The sequence below is a fragment of the Microbulbifer aestuariivivens genome, from assembly GCF_039545115.1.
Taxonomy (GTDB): Bacteria; Pseudomonadota; Gammaproteobacteria; order Pseudomonadales; family Cellvibrionaceae; genus Microbulbifer; species Microbulbifer aestuariivivens.
In genome coordinates this window covers 25,572-44,887 of the sequence record NZ_BAABRT010000016.1, presented here as the reverse complement: position 1 = coordinate 44,887, position 19,316 = coordinate 25,572, and the positions used below count along the sequence as shown (strand labels likewise).

The window sequence follows — 19,316 nt, the reverse complement described above, 5'->3', positions numbered from 1 at the left end:
TAAAGGCCGATATAGAGATCAATAAAGACAAAAGGCCGCTCACTAGCCTGGTGAGCGGCCTTTTTGTTGTGGGTTATAGCGGCTTTGAACAGCGCGGGCTAAGGCGCCGACGCGACCGCTCACTGCGGCGCGGGTTGGAACGGCCGAATTGGAACTGGCGATTGGGTCAGGCGGGAGCGCTGTCCTTGCCGTGCACTTTGAGCGCTTCGGCAAACCATTGGGTGACCAGCTCGGTGCGGGTAATGGCGGTGCCGACGGTGACCGCCCAGGCCCCCAGTTCCCGCGCGCGGGCGCTGTCGGCGGGGGTATTGAAGCGGCCTTCGGCCATGACCCGGGGGAATGCCGCCACCATTTTTTCCAGCAGGGCGAAGTCCGGGCGCTCGGGCACCTCGCCGCCGGTATAGCCGGAAAGAGTCGTGCCGACGATTTCCGCACCGCAACCGTGTGCCTGTGCGGCATCCTCGAAACAGCTGCAGTCGGCCATGGCCAGTTTGCTGTGGCGATGGATTTCGTCGATCAGCGCGCGCACTGCAGCGGGGCGGGGGCGGCGCGTGGCGTCCACGGCGATGATGTCGGCGCCGGCCTCGGCCAGTGCGCTGACATCGGTTTGCAGGGGGGTGATGCGCACGGGGCTATCGTGCAGGTCGCGTTTGACGATGCCGATGATCAGTGCCTGTGGCAGTGCCGCGCGCACCTTGGCCACCCGTCTGGCGCCTTCGATGCGCAGGCCGTCGGCGCCACCGGCGAGGGCGGCGCGGGCAAAGCAGACAACGATCTCATCGTCATCCAGGGGACCGTTGTCGACGGGCTGGCAGGAGACGATCAGCCCGCAGGCCAGTTGGCGGTCGATCTCGGCGATGGATAATTTTTTGTCGCCGCTCATGATTCGTACGCCGTTGCCAGGCGGGTGCCGTTGCGCTGCACCAGCACGTTGAAGCGATAGCGGTCGGCGCGATAGAGACTTTTGGCCAGCTCGATAATGCGGCCCTGTTCATCGTAGACGGTGCGCTCGGCGATCAATGCGGGGCTGAACGGGGGAATCTGCAACTGCGCTGCCTCTTCTTCGTTGACCACCGTTGCGCTGATCTGCTGTCTGGCCTGATCGACAACGATTTCATACTGCTCGTGCAGCAGTTCGTAGAGGGAACCGTTGCTGAGTTGGTGGATTGCCAGATCGGGAAAAATGGCCTTGGGCAGGTAGACCCTTTCTATGGCCACCGGCGCATCGTTGGCGAGACGCAGGCGCCGCACCAGAAACAGTTCGGCGCCCGGTGCCAGGTTCATCTTGCTGGCCAGCTTGACGTCCGCCTGCACCACATCATTAAACAGCAGCCTGTTGGAGGGCTTGAGCCCCAACTGGTGCATCTCCTCACTGAAAGACATCAGCTTGAGCTGGTTGGCCAGTGGTGTGGCCAGCACGAAGATACCGGCACCCTGGCGAATCTCGATGCGCTGCAGCTCTTCGAGGTGCTTGAGCGCGCGGCGCAGGGTATCGCGGGACACCTCCATGCGCTCACTCAACTCGCGCTCACCGGGGAGTCTGGTCCCCGGTGCCTGTTGTTCGATCAGCTCGAGCAGCTGTTGGTGCAGTTTCTGTTGTTTGCGCGTCATGGCCATAGGTGGGCTCCAGCGGGCGATAAACGACCAATACCACAATTTGGTCGCATAATATCATTCCAATTTTTTCAAGACCATACCAAATGGTTTGCTAGGGGAAAATAATTTGTTTAAAGTCGTGCCAACATCAACCGGAAGCCAGCCGGAAACAGAATAATGAAGACTTTCCTTTCGACGCGGTTGAGGGCTTTTCAGTCTGCATGGCTGAAGGCTCTCCTGTCGAAGCCGTTAAAGCTGATCACCCTGATCGCGCCGCTGTTGACCGCCGGCGCGGCCAGCGCGGCGACCCAGATCCAGTTCTGGACCATGCAACTGTCTCCCTTTCACGATGATTACGTGAACGGGGTGATCGCCGAGTTCGAGCGGCAAAACCCGGATATCCGCGTCAAGTGGGTGGATGTGCCGTGGAAAGAAATGGAAAAGAAAATGCTCGCCTCGGTGGCGGCGGGCACGGCGCCGGATGTGGTGAACCTCAACCCGCAGTTTTCCGCCAAGCTGGCCCAGTACGGCGCGCTGGCCAATCCCGAGCACTACCTGAGTGAAGGCGAGGTCGCCCAGTACCTGCCCAATATCTGGACGGCGAACCGCTTCCGTGGCGAGACCTTTGCGATTCCCTGGTACCTGTCCACCGCCATCACCATCTACAACCGCGAGCTGCTGCAGGCCGCCGGCGCGGAAGTGCCGCGGGATTACCGCGGGCTGCTCGTGGCGGCGCGGCGCATCAAGAGCGAGCTGGGCAAATACGCCTATTTCCCGGCCATGGATGGCAGCCGCCCGCTGGAAGGCCTGGTGGCGATGGGCGGTGAGCTGGTGGCCGGCGACGGCAGCCGCGTGGGCTTCGACAACGCCATCGGCAGCGCCTATTTCAATTTCTACCGCGACCTCTACCAGCAGGAGCTGGTGCCGCGCAATGTGCTGACCGAAGGGCATCACAAGGCGGTGGAGCTGTTCCAGTCCGGCGAGGTGGCCCTGATCACCACCGGCATGCAGTTTCTCGAAACCATCCGCATCAACGCGCCGGATCTTTTCCGCAAGGTGAGTGTGGCCCCGCAGCTGAAAGCCGATAGCAGCGCCTACAACGTGGCGGTCATGAACCTGGCGGTACCGAAGCGCTCCGCCCATAAAGAGGCCGCCTTCCGCTTCGCGCACTTTGTCACCAATAACGAAAACCAGATGGCGCTGGCGCGGCGCATTCCGTTGCTGCCGTCCACCGCCGGCGGTTATGCCGATGGCGGTTACCGCGATGACCAGGCCGAACGCCTCGGCAGCGAACCCTCGCTGTTCCAGCGCGCGCGGCAGATCTCCGCACAGCAGGTGCTGCAGGGCCAGGTGCTGGTAACACCGCTGCCCAACTACAGCAAGTTGAGAACCAGTTTCGTCTTCAACCTGCAGTCCGCCATGGTGGGGCGCGCACCGGTGGATGAGGCCCTGGCGGAAACCGCACAGACCTGGCAGCTGTTCCTGGGGAATGATCATGACTGAGCGGCACAACTGCGTGCTGGCCGCCGATCTGGGCGGCACCAAGATTCGCGCCGGCGTGTTCGGGCGCGACAACCGCTGCCTGTTTGCCCTGCAGCGGCCTACTGATGTGAGTGCCGGCCGCGACGCGGTGGTGCACTCGCTGTGCGCGGCGCTGCAACAGGCGGCTGCCTGGGCCGAGGCGCAGGGCCTCGCCGCCGCCGGCATCGGCATTTCCACCGCCGGTGTGGTGGATGCGGGCCGCGGGGTGATTGCCGATGCCACCGACGCCATTCCGCAGTGGCGCGGCACGCCGCTGGCGGCGCTTTTGCGCGAGGCGTTTGGCCTGCCGGTGGCGGTGGAGAACGATGTAAAAGCGGCGCTGTTAGGTGAATTGTGTAAGTCGGGCGAGCTTGCAGCGGACGCGGACCTGCGCCGCGGCATGGTGGTGATGCTCACGCTCGGTACCGGCCTCGGTGGCGCCATCGCCGAAGACGGGCGCCTGCGGGCGGGTCGGCAGTTCGTGGCCGGGCATTTTGGCCGCAGCCGCGTCCCGGACCCCTGGACCCCGGGGCTGATGACGCCGCTGGACGCGCTGGTATCCGGCACCGGTCTGGCCAATATCGCCAACCACCTGTGTGGGCAGGAGCAGTTCGAAAATGGCCACGAGGTACTGCAGGCGCTGGCGGAAGGCGATAGCCACGCCGCCGCGGCGCGGGATCAATTCGCCGCCCTGCTGGCCATGGTGCTGGAAAACATTTACTGGACACTGGACCCGGCCGCGGTGGTGCTGGGCGGTGGCCTGACGGAAGCCCGCGCGCACTGGTGGCCGGCTTTGCAAGCCGCCCTCGCCGCGCGCCAGTGCAACCTCCCCTTGCGGCCCGCCGCACTCGCTAACGATGCCGGTACCCAGGGTGCCGCCCAGCTTATCTGGCAACAACTCGGAGAAGGTTGATGGAAAGAAAGTTCAGCCTGGTCCCCTACCTGTTTCTGGTGCCCGCCTGTTCGATTATCGGTGCCTTTGTGCTGTACCCGATGCTGCACGCCATCGCCGCCAGTCTCACCGATTACAACATGATCACCGAATCCCGCTTCGTGGGGCTGGCCAATTATGAAAAGCTGTCCCGCGATCCGTTTTTCTGGAACAGCCTCAAGAACACCCTGCTGTATCTGCTGGTGGTGGTGCCGTTTCTGGTAATCGCGCCGATCTTTCTCGCCCTGCTGGTGAATAAATCCCTGGCGGGGGTGAAAGTGTTCCGCGCGATTTTTTATCTGCCGGTGATCACCTCGCTGGTGGTGACCGGGCTGATCTGGAAGTGGGTGTACGAGGAGCAGGGCATTCTCAATTATTTCCTTACCGCCAGCGGCATCACCGATAACCCGGTGGCCTTCCTCACCGATCCGGCCAACGCGCTGTTTTCGGTGATGGCGGTCACCATCTGGACCGGTCTCGGCTACTACATGGTGATCTATCTCGCGGGGCTGCAGTCGATTCCAAAACATCTGTACGAGGCCGCCGAAGTGGAGGGCATCTCCAAGTGGCGGCAGACCCTGTATATCACCATTCCGCTGCTCAAACCCTCCATCGCCGTGGTCGCGGTGATGTCCTCGATCGCCGCCATGAAAGTGTTCGAGGAAGTGTATGTGATGACCCAGGGCGGCCCGCTGGATGCCACCAAGACGCTGGTGTATTTCATCTATCAGAGCGCGTTCGAGGAGTTTGAAATGGGTTATGCCTCGGCGGCGGGGGTGGTGCTGTTCCTGCTGACCCTGTGCCTGTCACTGATCAACCTGCTGGTACTGAGGAAAGACCGATGAGAAGCACACCCCTTGCCATTGTCGGGCGCTATGCCGCTCTGCTGGCTGTGGCACTCCTGACCATGGGCCCCTTCCTGTGGCTGCTGTCCACGGCGCTGAAATCCGGCAGCGAAAATATTTTCCAGTACCCGCCGGCGCTGCTGCCGGAATCGCCGACGCTGGAAAATTTTTCCCGCGTACTGGCCACGCAGCCGTTTCTGCTCTACCTGAAAAACAGCGCGCTGGTGGCGGTATTGTCAGTTGCCGCCAACCTGCTGCTCGCTTCACTGGCCGCCTACCCGCTCGCGCGCATGGAGTTCAAGGGCAAGAACCTGATTTTTATCGTGCTGCTCAGCTCAATGATGATTCCGTTCCAGCTGCTGATGATTCCGGTTTACAACATCGCCATCAACCTGGGCCTGCAGAACAGTTATCTGGGCCTGGTGCTGCCACACGCCTGCACCGCCTTCGGGGTTTTCCTGATGCGCCAGGCGTTTCTCGGCATTCCCCGCGCGCTGGAGGAATCCGCCATGATCGAGGGGGTGAACCGCCTGAAGATCTGGTGGCACGTGATGCTGCCGCTGGTGAAACCGTCGCTGGCCACGCTGGCGGTGTTCAGTTTTATCGCGGTGTGGGGGGATTTCCTGTGGCCGCTGATCATTCTCGACGACCCCGGATATTACACCCTGCCGCTGGGCGTCAACCGCCTCGCCAACACCTTCTCCATGGACTGGCGGCTGGTGGCGGCCGGGGCCATTTTTTCCATTATTCCGATTCTGGTGGTGTTCATATTCAGCCAGAAATATTTTATCGAAGGCGCCATGCGCGGTGCGGTCAAGGGGTAACCAGTGGATCAGCAAGCATTGACCAGAGATGTGGCCGTCGTAGTGCAGACGCACTGGGACCGGGAGTGGTACTTCCCCCACCAGACATTCCTCGGCCGCCTGCTGGTGGTGATGGAGCAGGTGGTCGGGCAGCTGGAGTGCGGCGAGCTGCACTATTTTCTGTTCGACGGCCAGGTATCGGCCATCGATGATTTTTACCAGGAGGCGGAGCCGCAACTGGCGCGCAAGGTGCGCGCCTATGTGGCCGAGGGGCGAATCATTATCGGCCCCTGGTACATCATGGCGGACGAGTTTTTATGCAGCGGCGAATCGCTGGTGCGCAACCTGGAGCTGGGTACGGCGCGGGCCAGCGCCCACGGCAACTGCCAGAAGGTGGGCTATCTGCCGGATACCTTCGGGCATATTTCGCAGATGCCGCAACTGCTGCGCGGCTTCGGCATCGACAATGCCGTGGCCTGGCGCGGAATCGACGCCGAGCGGGCGGAAGTGCAGTGGCGCGCGGCGGACGGCAGCGCGGTGTTTACCGTGTTTCTGACCGAGGGTTATTACCAGCACCCGTTCAACACCGCCGACTGGCAGGCCAACCTGACCAGCTACCTGGACAAGATCGCCACGCGCAGTGACGGCGAACTGCTGCTGACCCAGGGCGGCGACCACCTGCTGACCAGCGAATCCCTGCAGTCGCGCATGGAGTCGTTCAACAGTGCTCAGTCGCGCTACCGGCTGCGGCAGACCACTCTGGCCGAACATATCGCGCGCCTGCGGCAAAACACCGCCGACCGGACCGCAGAGATCAGCGGCGAATTGCGCGGCAACCAGCGCGCTTTCGTGCTGCCCGATGTGCTGTCCACGCGGGTGTATCTGAAGCAGGCCAACCAGCTGATCGAAGACCGCCTCAACGGCCTGGTGGAACCGCTGCTGGCGGTCAGTGACCCGCAGCAGTACCCGGCCAATTATCTGCAGCAGACCTGGAAGCTGCTGATCGAGCAGCACGCGCACGACTCGATTTGCGGCTGCAGTGTGGACGCGGTGCACGAGGAAATGGAAGTGCGTTTCCGCCAGTTGCAGCAGCGTCTCGCGGTGCTGGCGCAAGGGGCTCAGGCGGCGCTGGGCATGGTCAACGAGCGGCTGGCCCTGCATCGCGAGGAGGGCCGCCCCAGCCCCTTCGCCGACGACAGTGACTTCAGCCTGTTCAATCCCTCCCCCAAGGCTTTCTCGGGCTGGAGCACGGTGGAAATTTTCCTCGCCGGCAACGGCGACAGTGGCGACAGTAACGACAGTAACGACGGGCTGGTGGTCGAGCGCGTCGACGGCGGCGCACTGGACGCGGTGGTGCTGAAGCGCGAGGACGCGAGCGAATTCCACTCCCCCACCGACGACTTCCCGGATTTTGTTCAGGGACAGCGCTACACCGTCGCCATTCGTACGCAACTGGATGGACTGCAGATACTCGCCTGCCGCGCACAGCGCGAGGGTGGAGCAAAACCGGCAGCGCAGGGCAGGCAAGCGCGCAAAGCCCCCAGCGCCGACAGCGTGGAAATCGAAAACGATTTTTATCGCATCGGCGTGGACGGCGAGCAGCGCCTGCTGTGGCAGAACAAGCGCGACGGGCGCATCTACCGGGACGTGCTGGCGCTGGTCAGCGAAGTGGATGCAGGCGACAGCTATAACTTCTCCCCGCTGGGGGACGCCCGCTATCGGGCGGCCATCAGCGCAGCGCGGGTGCAGCGGTACGGTGGCGGCATCAGTGAACTGCAGTTGGATTTGTGCCTGCGTCAGCCCGCCGGCCTGGATGCAGAGCGCCAGCTGCGCGAGGGCGAAACGGTGGCAAGCAGCGGTGTGCTCAGTATCCGCCTGCTGCCGGACGAGCCCATGGCCCTCTGCCAGCTGCACTGGCACAACCGCGCCCGCGACCAGCGCCTGCGCCTGCATATCCCGCTGCAGGAAAAAGCGCCGGCAAGCGCCGCCGATTCCGCCTTCGACTGGGTGCGGCGGGATACCGTCTATCGCTCCTCGGCGCCGGTGGAGGGGCAGCAGGAAACCGCGGTGGCGGTGCTGCCCACTTATTCCGCGATTAAAGCCGGCCGCGCCGGTTTTGTGCACCGCGGGCTGCAGGAAGCGGAAGTGATCGACGCCGGCAGCGAGGACCTGCTGGCCATCACGCTGCTGCGCAGTGTCGGCTGGCTGTCGCGGCGCGACCTCAAAACCCGCGGTCTCGGCGCCGGGCCGGATATGCAAACCCCCGCTGCCCAGTGCCTGGGTGAGTACGACTACGAGTTTGCCCTGAACCTGTGCGATCCGGAGGCGGTGACGCTGCTCAACAGCGCCGCCAACTTCCGCAGGCCGGTACAGAAGCTGCGCGGCCGCTGTGCGCGGGAACCGCAGACGCTGCAGTTGCACTGCGGGGCTCTGCAGGTTTCCAGCGTGCGCCGCCGCGGTACCGGCATCGAAGTGCGGCTGTGGAATCCCAGCGATCAGCCGGTAAGGGCGGATTTCGACCGCGACGGCGTCGTGCGCACGGACCTCGCCGGTGCCGCCATCAGCGCTGACAGCACAGTGGCGCCACGGCAGATCGCCACTTTCCGCATTCCCGTGGGGTTTCAACAAGATGTAGCGGCGGGAGGCCGGATCGATGACTGAACGCAATATTATCGCCCTGCCGGTGGATGGTCGCCCGGTGACCCGCGAGCAGGTGCAACTGCTCGGTCGCATTGCCGGCTGTGAGGTGCTGTGCCCGGCCGTCAGTGAGCTGGGTTATTTCCGCGAACCGGCAGACCGCAACGCGCTGGCGCGCTGGCTGCGCGAGCAGGCGCCGCAGGCGGACGGATTTATTTTTTCCGTGGATATGCTCGTCTACGGCGGGCTGGTGCCGTCGCGTTTTATCGACGATGGCGCCGCCGCGCTGATCGAACGCCTGCAACTGTTGCGGGAGTTGCGCACGCGCTACCCGGACAAGCCCATCTACGGCTTCTGCGCCACCATGCGCCTGTCCAACAACAATGAAAACGAAGAGGAAAAACTCTACTGGTCCGAGTACGGCGAGCTGATCTGGCGCTGGTCCTATCACAGCGACCGTTTCGAATGCCTCGGCGAAGAGGAAGACCAGAAGTGGGCCAGCATGGCCAAGGCGCTGATCCCGGAGGACATCCGCCGGGATTACCTGGATACCCGCGCGCGCAACTTTACCGTCACCGAACAGGTGCTGAAGCTGGTGGCGGACGGGGTCATCGACCGCCTGATCCTGCCCCAGGACGACACCGCCGAATACGGTTTCAATATTGCCGAGCGGCGCCGCCTGCAGGCGCGGGTGGCCAGCCACGGCCTCGATGACCGCGTGCTGATTTACCCGGGCGCCGACGAGGTGATTTACACCTTGCTGGCGCACCAGCTGCAGGGTCTCGGCGCGGCGGCACCGGTGCGCCTGGCCCTGAGCCTGCATCAGCCGCACAGCATCGCCGGGCTGGTGGCCCGCTACGAGGACCGGCCGCTATTGGAATCCATCCGCAGCCAGATCGCCGCCGCCGGCGCGGTGCTGGTGGAAGATATCGACTCCGCCGATGCGGTGATCGCGGTGCACAGCCGCGGTAGCGCCCAGGGCGACTGGGCCATGCAGGCGCCATTGCCGGACCCGGAGGCGCTCGATGAGCGCTGGCTGTCGCAACTGGCGGCGATCAACAAACCCGTCGCGCTGCTGGACCTGGCCTACGCCAACGGCGGCGACCCACAACTGCTGGCGGGACTGCCCATCGAACTGTCGCGGCTGCTGGCCTACGCCGCCTGGAACACCGCCAGCAACAGTATCGGCAGCCTGGTGGCGCAGGTGTGTCTGGCGCTTGGCGCCAACAGCGGCAACTCGGCCGATACAGTCCACAGCGCGCACAACCGCCACCTGCTCGCCATCCGCCTGCTGGACGATTACCTGTACCAGGCCGAAGTGCGCCAGGCGCTGCGCCGCCAGCATGTGGAAAAGCAAACCGACCCGCAAACCCTGCTGCAGAGCCTGAAGGCACTGTATCTGCAGCGCGCCCGGCAGTGGCTGCGGCAACAGCAGCTGGCGGAAATAGAGCTGGAAGATATCTACCTGCCCTGGCAGCGCAGCTTCGAGATCGGCCTCCGCACTTCGCTGGTTGGCGACAGCGCCGGGGGTGCCCTGTGAGCGTGATTGAAACCCGCGCGGCGGTGATCGGCGCCAGCCTCGGCGGCGTGCTCGCCGCCTACCAGCTGTGTTGCCGCGGAATTCCCACAGTGCTCACCAGCGAATTCGACTGGATCGGCGGCCAGCTCACCAGCCAGGGGGTGCCGCCGGACGAGCACCGCTATATCGAATCTTTTGGCGCCAGTGCCAGCTACTACCGCTTTCGCGACGCCGTGCGCGCCCACTATCTGGCGCAGCCGCAGTTTATCGACAACAGCGTCATGACCGAGGGCTGTAATCCCGGCGACGGCTGGGTGAGCCGCCTGTGCTTCGAACCCGCCGTGGCCGAGCGCTACCTGCGCGACCTGCTGCAGCCTTTTCTCGCCAGTGGCCTGCTGCAGCTGATCGAGGGCGTGCGCCCGCTGGAAACCCGCCGCGATGGCCGCCGCATTCAGTCTGTGACGTTGGTGGCAGGGAATGGCGATGCAGGGAATGGCGGAACAGGTGAAGAAGTAAGAGAGATCCGCGCCGGCTATTTTCTCGATGCCACCGACACCGGCGAACTGCTGGCGCAGGCGGACCTGCCCTACCGCCTGGGCAAGGAATCCCGCAGTGCCTTCAATGAACGCCAGGCGCCACAACAGGCGGATATCACCGATCAGCAACCGGTGACCTTTGTCGTCGCCCTGCGCAAAACCGAGCCGGACCCGGCGCACCTGCTGGCCAGGCCCGAGGGCTACGAATTCTGGCGCAGCTACCGCTTGCCCCATTACGACTACCCGCTGTTCAGCGAACACATTCCCGGCCACGAGGGTTTTTCCTCGGTGGTGCTGCCGCTGTTCGGCGATGGCCAGACCCTGGATTTGTGGCGCTACCGGCGCGTGGTCGCCGCGCACAACTGGCGCGATGCGCGCGCCGACGCGAGCCTGATCAACTGGGCGCAGAACGACTACGCCCTGCACCCGCTGCTGGACGGCGCCGGGCGCTCGATGGACGAAGTGATCGCCGCGGCCAAACAGCAGACCCGTTGCCTGGTGTACTGGCTGCAGCACGAGGCGCCGCGCAGCTGGATCGGCGAGACCGGGCAGGGTTTCCCCGAGCTGGCGCTGGCCACCGACCTGCTCGGCAGCGATGACGGTTTCGCCCAGCAGGTTTATGTGCGCGAGTCGCGCCGCATCGTCGGCCTCGACACCCTCAGTCAGGGCGATATTGAACTGCTTGGGGATGCAGCCTGGCAGCCGGCCGGCTGCGAGCGCAGCGTCGGCATCGGCCTCTACAACATGGATATTCACCCCACCTGCACCTCCGGCATGGGCAGCAATGCCACGGTGCGGCCGTTTGAACTGCCGCTGGGGATTTTTATTCCGGCGGATGCCGACAACCTGCTGCCGGCCTGCAAGAACATCAGCGTTACCCACCTGGTCAATGCGGCTACGCGGGTGCACCCCATCGAGTGGCTGGTGGGCGAGGTGGCCGGCCAGCTGGCGGCGCAGTGCCTGGAGCGCGGGCTGACACCGGCAGACCTGTATCAAGACCCCACAGAAGTCGTGGCGCTGCAGCAACAGCTCGGCGACAGCGGCATACCGCTGCACTGGCCGCAAACACTGGCCATCACAGAAACCGCGAACGGTTGAGGAAAGAGTCAATGGCAGATTTACAGCTGGCCTCCATCAAGAAAACCTTTGGCAAAACACAGACCATCCACGGCATCGACCTGCAGATTCAGCCGGGGGAGTTCGTGGTTTTCGTGGGCCCCTCCGGCTGCGGCAAGTCCACCCTGTTGCGCATGATCGCCGGGCTGGAAACCGTCACCGAGGGCAGCATCCACATCGCCCGCCGCGAAGTCACCGACCTGCCGCCGAGCCAGCGCAGAATCGCCATGGTGTTCCAGTCCTACGCCCTCTACCCGCATATGACGGCGGAACAGAATCTTAGTTTCGGCATGCGCATGCGCAGGGTGGACAAGGACGAGATCCAGCGCCGGGTGCAGCGCGCCAGCGAAATTCTGCAGTTGCAGCCCTATCTGCAGCGCAAACCCGGGGAGTTGTCCGGCGGTCAGTGCCAGCGGGTCGCCATCGGCCGGGCATTGGTGCAGGAACCGGATGTGTTTTTGTTCGACGAGCCGCTGTCGAATCTGGATGCGGAATTGCGGGTGAAAATGCGCGCGGAAATCGCCGACCTGCACCGGCGCCTCGACGCCACCATGATTTATGTCACCCACGACCAGACCGAGGCGATGACGCTGGCGGATCGCATCGTGGTGCTGCGGGATGGCCGCATTGAACAGGTGGGCGCGCCGATGGCGCTGTACGCCAATCCGGCCAACCGGTTTGTGGCCGGTTTTATCGGCTCGCCGAAAATGAACTTCCTGCGCACAGGCCTCGGGCAAAGTTGCGGCGAACAGGTGACCGTCACCCTCGCCGGTGACGGCGGCGCGGCGGATTTCACCATCCCGTGTACCGCCATGCCCTCCAGCCCCGAAAGCCTCATCCTCGGCGTGCGTCCGGAGCATATCGATCTCGCCGATGACAGCCCGCTGCGGGCGACGGTGAAAACCGTGGAGCGGCTCGGCGCCACCAGTTATCTCTACTGCGATCTGGCGGGGCAGGAACTCTGCGTCGAGCATCACGGTGCCGGCCTGCCCCGCGCCGGCACAACGGTGGGCCTGCGGCTGCAGTCGTCACAGCTGTTCCTGTTCGACGGCAACGACAAGCGTATCTCGGCGGACAAACCGGTAGCGGAGGCGCACTGAGGATGAAAAGGATAGACGCTGTGCACCGGATACTCACTCTATGGCTGGCCTTTGTAGGGCTGACTTTTGCCGGCAGTATCGCCGCCGCCGAATCAGCGGCGGCGTCACCGCGGGATCAGCTGCCGCAGGCGGTGCGCGGGGTCTGGCTCACCAATGTGGCCAGCGATGTGCTCTACAGCCGCGAGGGGATCGAGCGCGCCGTGGCGCTGTGTAAAGAGCTGGGCCTCAACACCATCTTCGTGGTCACCTGGAACAAGGGGCAGACCCTCTATCCGTCGCAGGTCATGGAGAATTTCACCGGCGTGGCCATGGACCCGGCGCTGGACCCGCAGGGCGGCGGCCGCGATCCTCTGCAGGAAGTCATCGACGCGGCACACGCACAGGGCATCAAGGTGATCGCCTGGTTCGAGTTTGGTTTTGCCTCTTCCCACAATGCGGCCGGCGGCCGCATCGGCGAGCTGAAGCCGCACTGGAAGGCGCTCAACAGCCGCGGTGAGCTGGTCACCAAGAACGGCTTCGACTGGCTCAATGCCCTCGACAGCGAGGTGCAGGACTTTATGACCTCGCTGGTGCTGGAAGTGGCCAGCCGCTATGACGTGGACGGTATCCAGGGCGACGACCGCCTGCCGGCCATGCCATCTGAAGGAGGCTATAACCCGGGTGTGGTGGCCCGCTACCAGCGCGAGCACAATGGCGCAAAGCCGCCGCAGGACAGCCAGGAGCCGGGCTGGGTCGACTGGCGGGCGAACATTCTCAATGACTATGCAGGCAGCCTTTACCGGCAGGTCAAAGCCGTGCGTCCGGACCTGATCGTGTCCTTTTCACCCTCCATTTACCCCTGGTCGAAGCGCGAATATCTGCAGGACTGGCCGGCGTGGCTGCAGGCCGGACATGTGGACCTGTTGATTCCACAGGCCTACCGTCACGATCTCGCTGCCTATGAAGCCACGTTGCAGCAGACCCTGGCGCTGGTGCCCGAGACCGAGCGGCAAAAGTTTGCCCCCGGAGTGCTGATCCGTGTCGGCGATCAGCTACCGAGCCAGGCGATGTTCAGCGGGATGCTGGCCGCCAACCGCCGTGCCGGACTGCTGGGCGAGGTGTTCTTTTTTTACGAGGGGCTGGCGCCCTTTGCCGATGCCATCCGCGCATCCTATCGCGCCCAGCCGGTGCGCTTTCCCGAGCTGACCAAGACAAAGGCTGCACCGTGATGAAAGTGGTTTGCTTTGGCGAGGCGCTGGTGGACATGCTCTCAAGCGCTGACGGCAGTTGCGGCAATCAAAATGGCAGCGCCGGCGGAGCTATAGAGCAGTTCCAGAAATTCCCCGGCGGCGCGCCCGCCAATGCCGCCGTGGCGGTGGCCAAGCTCGGCGGCGATGCCTATTTCGCCGGCATGCTGGGGGAGGACATGTTCGGTCGCTTCCTGCTGCAATCGCTGCAGCGCGAGGGCGTGCATACGGATTACGTGCGCTTTACCGCTGCCGCCAAAACCGGCCTCGCCTTTGTCTCGCTGGATGCGCAGGGCGAGCGCAGTTTCGAGTTTTACCGCCCGCCGGCGGCGGACCTGTGTTTTACCCGCATGGACTTCCACCCCGACACCTTCGCCGGAAGCGGCATTCTGCACCTCTGCTCCAACAGCCTGACCGAGGCCGAGATCGCCGGCACGACGGGCTACGCCATCGAGCGCGCGCGCGCGGCGGGCTGGCTGGTGAGTTTCGACGTGAACCTGCGCCACAACCTCTGGGCCGGGGGCAGGGCGGACCGGCAGCGGGTGCAGACCGTCGCCGCCATGGCGGACGTGCTCAAGATGAGCGCGGAGGAATTCGATTATCTCAGCGCCGGCCGCTCGGATTACCAGCGCGAACTGCTGCGCAGCGCGCAGCTGCTGCTGATCACCGATGGCGGTCGTCCATTGCGCTGGCACAGCCGCGGCGGTCAGGGCAGCGTGACGCCACCGCCGGTGACCACCGTGGACGCCACCGCCGCCGGCGATGCCTTTATCGGCGGCTTTATCTATCAGCTGGGCCGTCAACAGGTGGCCGCAGACACACTGGGCCAGTGGCTCGATGGCAGCGGCTTTGCCGAGGCGCTGGCATTTGCCTGCCGCTGCGGTGCCCACGCCGCGTCCCTGCCGGGCGCTTTCCCGTCCCTGCCCAGCCAGGAATCCCTCGCGGCCATGTTTACACACAGGAGTTGATATGCCGGATTTCAAAAGCGCGGAATTTCTCCAGCAGCACATTGACAGCATTCTGGCCTTTTACCGGCCCAACGTGGTGGATAGCGAGCGCGGCGGCTTTCACCAGAACTTCTTCGACGATGGCCAGGTCTTCGACCCGGGTTTCAAGCACCTGGTCAGTTCCACGCGCATGATCTTCAACTACGCCAGGGCCTATCAGCACAGTGGCGACCCCGCGCACCTGGCCAAGGCACAGCATGGCCTGGATTACCTGCGCAGCGCGCACTGGGACCCGGCGCGGCAGGGTTATCACTGGCTGCTGCGGGACAATGTGCCGGAAGACCAGACCAACCACTGCTACGGTCTGGCGTTTGTAATCCTGGCGCTGTCCACCTGTGTGGAGATCGAGCTGCACGGCGCCCGCGACGATCTCTACCGGGCCTGGGAAATATTGAACCGGCACTTCTGGCTCTCGCATGCCGGCCTGTATGCCGATGAGGCCACGCCGGACTGGCAAAGCGTTAGCGACTACCGCGGGCAGAACGCCAATATGCACTGCTGCGAGGCGCTGCTGGCCGCCCACGCCGCCACTGGCGACGCGCAGTTTTTAGACCGTGCGTACACCCTCGCCAACACCGTGGCGGTGGAGCTGGCCGGCAAGGCCGGCGGTCTGGTGTGGGAGCACTACACCGACAAGCTGGAGGTGGACTGGGACTACAACCGCGACGACCCGAAAAACCTCTACCGCCCCTGGGGTTTCCAGCCCGGTCACCAGACCGAGTGGAGCAAGCTGTTGCTGCTGCTCTACCGACAGCGGCCCGAGGCGTGGATGCTGAAGCGGGCGCGGGAGCTCTTCGACCGCGCGCTGGAAACCTGCTGGGACAACGAGTGCGGGGGCATCCTCTACGGCCACGCCCCGGATGGCAGCATCTGTGATGACGATAAATATTTCTGGGTGCAGGCGGAGACCTTCGCCGCCGCCGCGCTTCTGGCCGAGGCCACCGGCGCAGAGGTTTACTGGCAGTGGTACCAGCGCATCTGGCAGTACTGCTGGCAGCACTTTGTCGACCACAGCCACGGTGCCTGGTACCGGCTGCTCAACAGTCGCAATGAAAAATACTCGAACGAAAAAAGCATCGCCGGCGGCAAGTGTGATTACCACACCCTCGGCGCCTGCTGGGAGGTGCTAGAAATCCTCCGCCGCGCTGGTGATTGATCCGTGGGCTTCTATGCCGGTGGCGACGCCGCCATACAATTTCTCGGTTGTCACAGTATCGATAGTGCCGGCCACCGGCGCTTCTGCGGGCCGGCGGCGCGCATGCGCCTGCGCTGCCGCGGCGACCGTATTGCCCTGCACCTCGATGCCGACGGGGTGCACTTTGATCTGCTGATCGATGGTGAAAAGCAGTGGCTTTCGCCCAGGGGCATGACTCCAGCCAGCATGTTGGCCGGGGCCGAGCCTGGAAGCCAGACCAAAGGCGATAGCAGTGCAGACTGCGCTTCATTTGTGGGTATTGCGCGCGGCGTTGTCACCCTGCCACTGCCCGCCGGTGTCGAGGTGAATGTGGAGCTGCGCCAGCGCTCGGAAAGTGCCGGCACGCCCATGGTGCTGCGCGGAATCGAGATCGGCGCGGGCTGCCTGCTGCCTGTGCCGGCAATGCCGCCACAGCAGCAGCGCGCGCGTATCGAATTTATCGGCGATTCCTACTTTGTCGGCTACGGCAACCTGTTGCCCGAGCAAGCGCCGGAACGCGATGGCCTGCCGGCGGCCACCGTCTCCAGCCACACCGACTCGCAGCGGGGCATGGCGGCGCTGTGCGGCGACGCGCTGGCGATGGACTGGCGAATCAGCGCGGTCTCCGGCCGCGGCCTGGTGCGCAATTACGCCGGCGTCGGCGGTCGCTGCATGCCGGAAATTTATGCGCAGACCCGCGGCATGGGAAAGAGCGGGCAGAACGCAGCAGCGCCGGCGCGGAACGATTTCCCGGCGGATATCGTCGCGATCAATCTGGGTAGCAACGATTTTTCCACATCCTTACACGAGTACCGCACCGAGCCTTTCGCCGATGCCGGGGCGCTGGCGGCAGCCTGGTGTCGCGCCTTGGAAGACTTCCTCGCCGACCTCAGCCGGTGGCACGGCGAGCCGCTGTTCGTGCTGGTGGGGGTGCCGCACCCTGAATCCCCCCGCCAGCGCCAGCTACTGCAGCAGTGGCTGGCGGAAGTTGCGGATAATCCGGGATTCGGCAGAGGTATCCATTATTGTGAGCTGCCCTCTGTGCCCTTGCATGGCTGCGACGCGCACCCGGGGCTTGAGGGGCATGCCGACTGCGCCCGCCATTTGGCGGCATTTATCCAGCAGCTGCGCTGATACAGGGAAACGCGGCGGCAGCTGCCGCCGTAGTGATTCTCACAGTTCGCCCCGAACGTCTTTCTAACCCTTTTTCTACCCGATCCTTGCCGCACTTTGCTGGCGGAGTTTTTCCAGGCTCCGCTTGCCCGGTGCTTTTTTGTGCGCTGTTTTTTTACCCTAAGTTGCCAGGCCCAGTGCCCCTGTGGCCCGGGGCGGATATTCAAAACTTATTCACAACCCTATCCAGAGAATATGTGGGTAACCGTTTTCCCGGCTGCACAAAAGCGGTGCGCCATAGTCGGGCCGGGTGCATGCCGATCGCGACAAATACCCGCGCAGGCACATGGGGAAGTGCTGGGGAGATGGATAGGCAGGTGGGTAAGAGAAAACATGAGAAGACGGCGGCGCGGGTACAAAGCCGGTGCGGGGAAGAAGGTGGTGTGATGGGGCCAATTATTGGCAGAGCGACCCGGCAGTGGCACCGGGGTGCCGCTGCCGGGTATTGTACGTTGGTTCAGCCGGGCAGATGCCGCTTCAACGCGCTGCGTCTGCAAGAGAGCCGGCTGCGCCAGCAGAAGCCGCTTAAAGCGGGATAACGGTTAATAGAGCTGCACAAAACCGTTAAAGCGGATAGTCCCGCTTGCGGGCCTCGCGGCAGTATTCGATCACCGCCTCGACCTGCTCTTCGGCGAGGCCGACATAGCTGCTGGCATCGAAGAGCCGGTCCAGTTCGTCGGCGCTGAAGTGCGGGCCAATATCCTGCGACGCCTCGATGGCCTGGCGCAGACTGATGTTTTTATCCATCGCCTCCACCGCCAGCTCGTGCAGCACGCCATTGGCGGTGGTCTTGCCGATCTTGTCGGCCAGCGCGAAGGTGACCCGCTGCGAGAGGATCAAGCCGCGGGTCTTGTCGAGATTCGCGGCCATAACCTCCGGGTTGACCTTGAGATTGCCGAGCAGTTTGCGCGCGGCGTAGAGCATCTCATCGAATTCGATGGTGATTTCCGCCAGCAGATTATTGGTGCGCGAGGTGTTGTCGCGCTCGAAGACGTTGACCATGTCATCGGCGATCACCTGCGCGGTGCGCGGAATCGTGCGCGCATAGAACACCAGCGCCTCGGATTTGCTGGGATTTTTCTTGTGCGGCATGGTGCTGCTGCCCACGGCGGTCTTGATGCGCACTTCCTCGGTTTCGCCGATATCGGTCATCTGCAGCAGGAACAGCTCATTGCCGATGCGGCCAAAGGACTTGCTGATCAGGCCCAGTGTGAGCGCATACTCCGCCAGCACATCCCGCGATCCGTGCCAGTCATCGGGGTAGGGCGCCTGCAGGCCCAGATTGCGGGCGAAGGCGCGCTCCACCTCGATGCCCTGCTCGCCGAGGCCCACATAGCTGCCCACGGCGCCCTTGAGAATGCCGGAGTGCAGCAGGCGGCGATGCACCTCTTTAAGACGCTCGATGTTGCGGCGGTTTTCCCCCAGCCAGGTACTGACCTTTTTGCCGAAGGTGATCGGCAATGCGTGCTGCCCCAGGGTGCGCCCCACCATGAGGGTGCTCTTGTGCTCGGCGGCGAGCCGCATCATCACTTTTTCCAGGCCGCGCAGCTGGCGGATCAGCTCGCGGGTGGCCTGCTCCAGTTGCAGCACCAGCGCGGTATCGTAGATATCCACAGTGGTCGCGCCGAAGTGCATATACTCGGCGGCTTCGGGTTTCAGTGCGCGCTGCCAGACGTTGAGCAGCGCCACCATGCGGTGGCGCACCAGTGAATACTCGTGGGCGAGGTCTTCCTGGGTGACGTAGCGGGTGCTGGCTTTGGCGCTCATCTCCTGCGCCGCCCAGCGGGGAATAATGCCCGCTTGCGCCTGCGCGGTGGCGAGGGCGGCCTCGATGTCGAGTACCTTTTGCGTCTCGTTTTCGGCCGAGAAAATCTCCTCCACGGAGAGGTTTTTTTCTCCGGCGGCAGCGACTGCCGCTGCGCCGGCGAGCCAGATATAGGCCCCGGCGCTAAGTAATTTGCGCATGACTGCCATTGTGGATCGGGCTCCTGTCATGGTTATTTCATGGGTTTGTTGGCAAGGCTTTGTGTGGTTGCCGCTGGTTTAGCGGTTAAACCCGGGCGCCCGGCCAAGCCGAGCGCCAGCGGATATAGCCGAGCGCCAGCGGATATAGCCGAGCGCCAGCAGGCGTA

15 protein-coding genes are annotated in these 19,316 nt (G+C 63.9%); 12 read left to right on the top strand and 3 right to left on the bottom strand.

All coding sequences use genetic code 11. The features are described 5' to 3' along the window. Nucleotides 1-166: 166 nt before the first annotated feature. Both ABEA58_RS10425 and ABEA58_RS10420 read right to left on the bottom strand, forming a co-directional pair. Nucleotides 167-883 carry an N-acetylmannosamine-6-phosphate 2-epimerase gene (locus ABEA58_RS10425; RefSeq protein WP_345551258.1) on the bottom strand — a complete coding sequence of 239 codons (717 nt, stop codon included), beginning with the start codon at nucleotides 881-883 and terminating at the stop codon, nucleotides 167-169. Continuing rightward, nucleotides 880-1,617, bottom strand: a complete 738-nt coding sequence (locus tag ABEA58_RS10420) for a GntR family transcriptional regulator (RefSeq protein ID WP_345551256.1) — start codon at nucleotides 1,615-1,617, stop codon at nucleotides 880-882. Before ABEA58_RS10420 ends, ABEA58_RS10425 begins: the two co-directional genes overlap by 4 nt. Nucleotides 1,618-1,773: 156 nt before the next feature. On the opposite strand from ABEA58_RS10420, the gene ABEA58_RS10415 reads away from it, so the two are divergent. From ABEA58_RS10415 to ABEA58_RS10360, 12 genes are read left to right on the top strand one after another with little or no spacing between them, the layout of a single operon-like run. Then, nucleotides 1,774-3,099, top strand: coding sequence for an ABC transporter substrate-binding protein (locus ABEA58_RS10415; protein ID WP_345551254.1), 1,326 nt, complete (start codon nucleotides 1,774-1,776; stop codon nucleotides 3,097-3,099). Beyond that, nucleotides 3,092-4,030, top strand: a complete 939-nt coding sequence (locus tag ABEA58_RS10410) for an ROK family protein (RefSeq protein WP_345551253.1) — start codon at nucleotides 3,092-3,094, stop codon at nucleotides 4,028-4,030. Before ABEA58_RS10415 ends, ABEA58_RS10410 begins: the two co-directional genes overlap by 8 nt. Next, on the top strand, nucleotides 4,030-4,893 hold the full coding sequence (locus ABEA58_RS10405; RefSeq protein WP_345551251.1) for a carbohydrate ABC transporter permease: 864 nt from the start codon (nucleotides 4,030-4,032) through the stop codon (nucleotides 4,891-4,893). Before ABEA58_RS10410 ends, ABEA58_RS10405 begins: the two co-directional genes overlap by 1 nt. After that, complete coding sequence (locus ABEA58_RS10400) at nucleotides 4,890-5,717, top strand: carbohydrate ABC transporter permease (protein WP_345551250.1); 828 nt, start codon at nucleotides 4,890-4,892, stop codon at nucleotides 5,715-5,717. The genes ABEA58_RS10405 and ABEA58_RS10400 overlap by 4 nt, the downstream gene beginning before the upstream one ends. Nucleotides 5,718-5,720: 3 nt before the next feature. Then, nucleotides 5,721-8,357 (top strand): glycoside hydrolase family 38 N-terminal domain-containing protein, encoded by a 2,637-nt coding sequence (locus ABEA58_RS10395; protein WP_345551248.1) that lies wholly within the window; start codon nucleotides 5,721-5,723, stop codon nucleotides 8,355-8,357. Then, the gene (locus ABEA58_RS10390) at nucleotides 8,350-9,873 is read left to right on the top strand and encodes a DUF4127 family protein (protein ID WP_345551246.1); all 1,524 of its coding nucleotides are present in this window, start codon (nucleotides 8,350-8,352) and stop codon (nucleotides 9,871-9,873) included. Before ABEA58_RS10395 ends, ABEA58_RS10390 begins: the two co-directional genes overlap by 8 nt. Then, the gene (locus ABEA58_RS10385; RefSeq protein ID WP_345551244.1) at nucleotides 9,870-11,486 is read left to right on the top strand and encodes an FAD-dependent oxidoreductase; all 1,617 of its coding nucleotides are present in this window, start codon (nucleotides 9,870-9,872) and stop codon (nucleotides 11,484-11,486) included. The genes ABEA58_RS10390 and ABEA58_RS10385 overlap by 4 nt, the downstream gene beginning before the upstream one ends. Before the next feature lie 11 nt (nucleotides 11,487-11,497). After that, entirely contained in the window at nucleotides 11,498-12,604 is a 1,107-nt protein-coding gene (locus tag ABEA58_RS10380) for an ABC transporter ATP-binding protein (protein ID WP_345551242.1), read from the top strand. 2 nt (nucleotides 12,605-12,606) lie between these two features. Continuing rightward, nucleotides 12,607-13,812: a glycoside hydrolase family 10-like protein gene (locus tag ABEA58_RS10375; RefSeq protein WP_345551241.1), complete on the top strand. Its 1,206-nt coding sequence runs from the start codon at nucleotides 12,607-12,609 to the stop codon at nucleotides 13,810-13,812. Next, the gene (locus tag ABEA58_RS10370; protein WP_345551240.1) at nucleotides 13,812-14,798 is read left to right on the top strand and encodes a carbohydrate kinase family protein; all 987 of its coding nucleotides are present in this window, start codon (nucleotides 13,812-13,814) and stop codon (nucleotides 14,796-14,798) included. The genes ABEA58_RS10375 and ABEA58_RS10370 overlap by 1 nt, the downstream gene beginning before the upstream one ends. 1 nt (nucleotide 14,799) lies before the next feature. After that, nucleotides 14,800-15,993: an AGE family epimerase/isomerase gene (locus ABEA58_RS10365; protein ID WP_345551239.1), complete on the top strand. Its 1,194-nt coding sequence runs from the start codon at nucleotides 14,800-14,802 to the stop codon at nucleotides 15,991-15,993. A 3-nt stretch (nucleotides 15,994-15,996) separates the two neighbouring features. Further along, complete coding sequence (locus tag ABEA58_RS10360) at nucleotides 15,997-17,145, top strand: SGNH/GDSL hydrolase family protein (RefSeq protein ID WP_345551238.1); 1,149 nt, start codon at nucleotides 15,997-15,999, stop codon at nucleotides 17,143-17,145. Nucleotides 17,146-17,748: 603 nt separating this feature from the next. Here ABEA58_RS10360 and ABEA58_RS10355 read toward each other — a convergent pair. Next, nucleotides 17,749-19,158, bottom strand: a complete 1,410-nt coding sequence (locus ABEA58_RS10355) for a lyase family protein (protein WP_345551237.1) — start codon at nucleotides 19,156-19,158, stop codon at nucleotides 17,749-17,751. Between the last annotated feature and the right edge of the window lie 158 nt (nucleotides 19,159-19,316).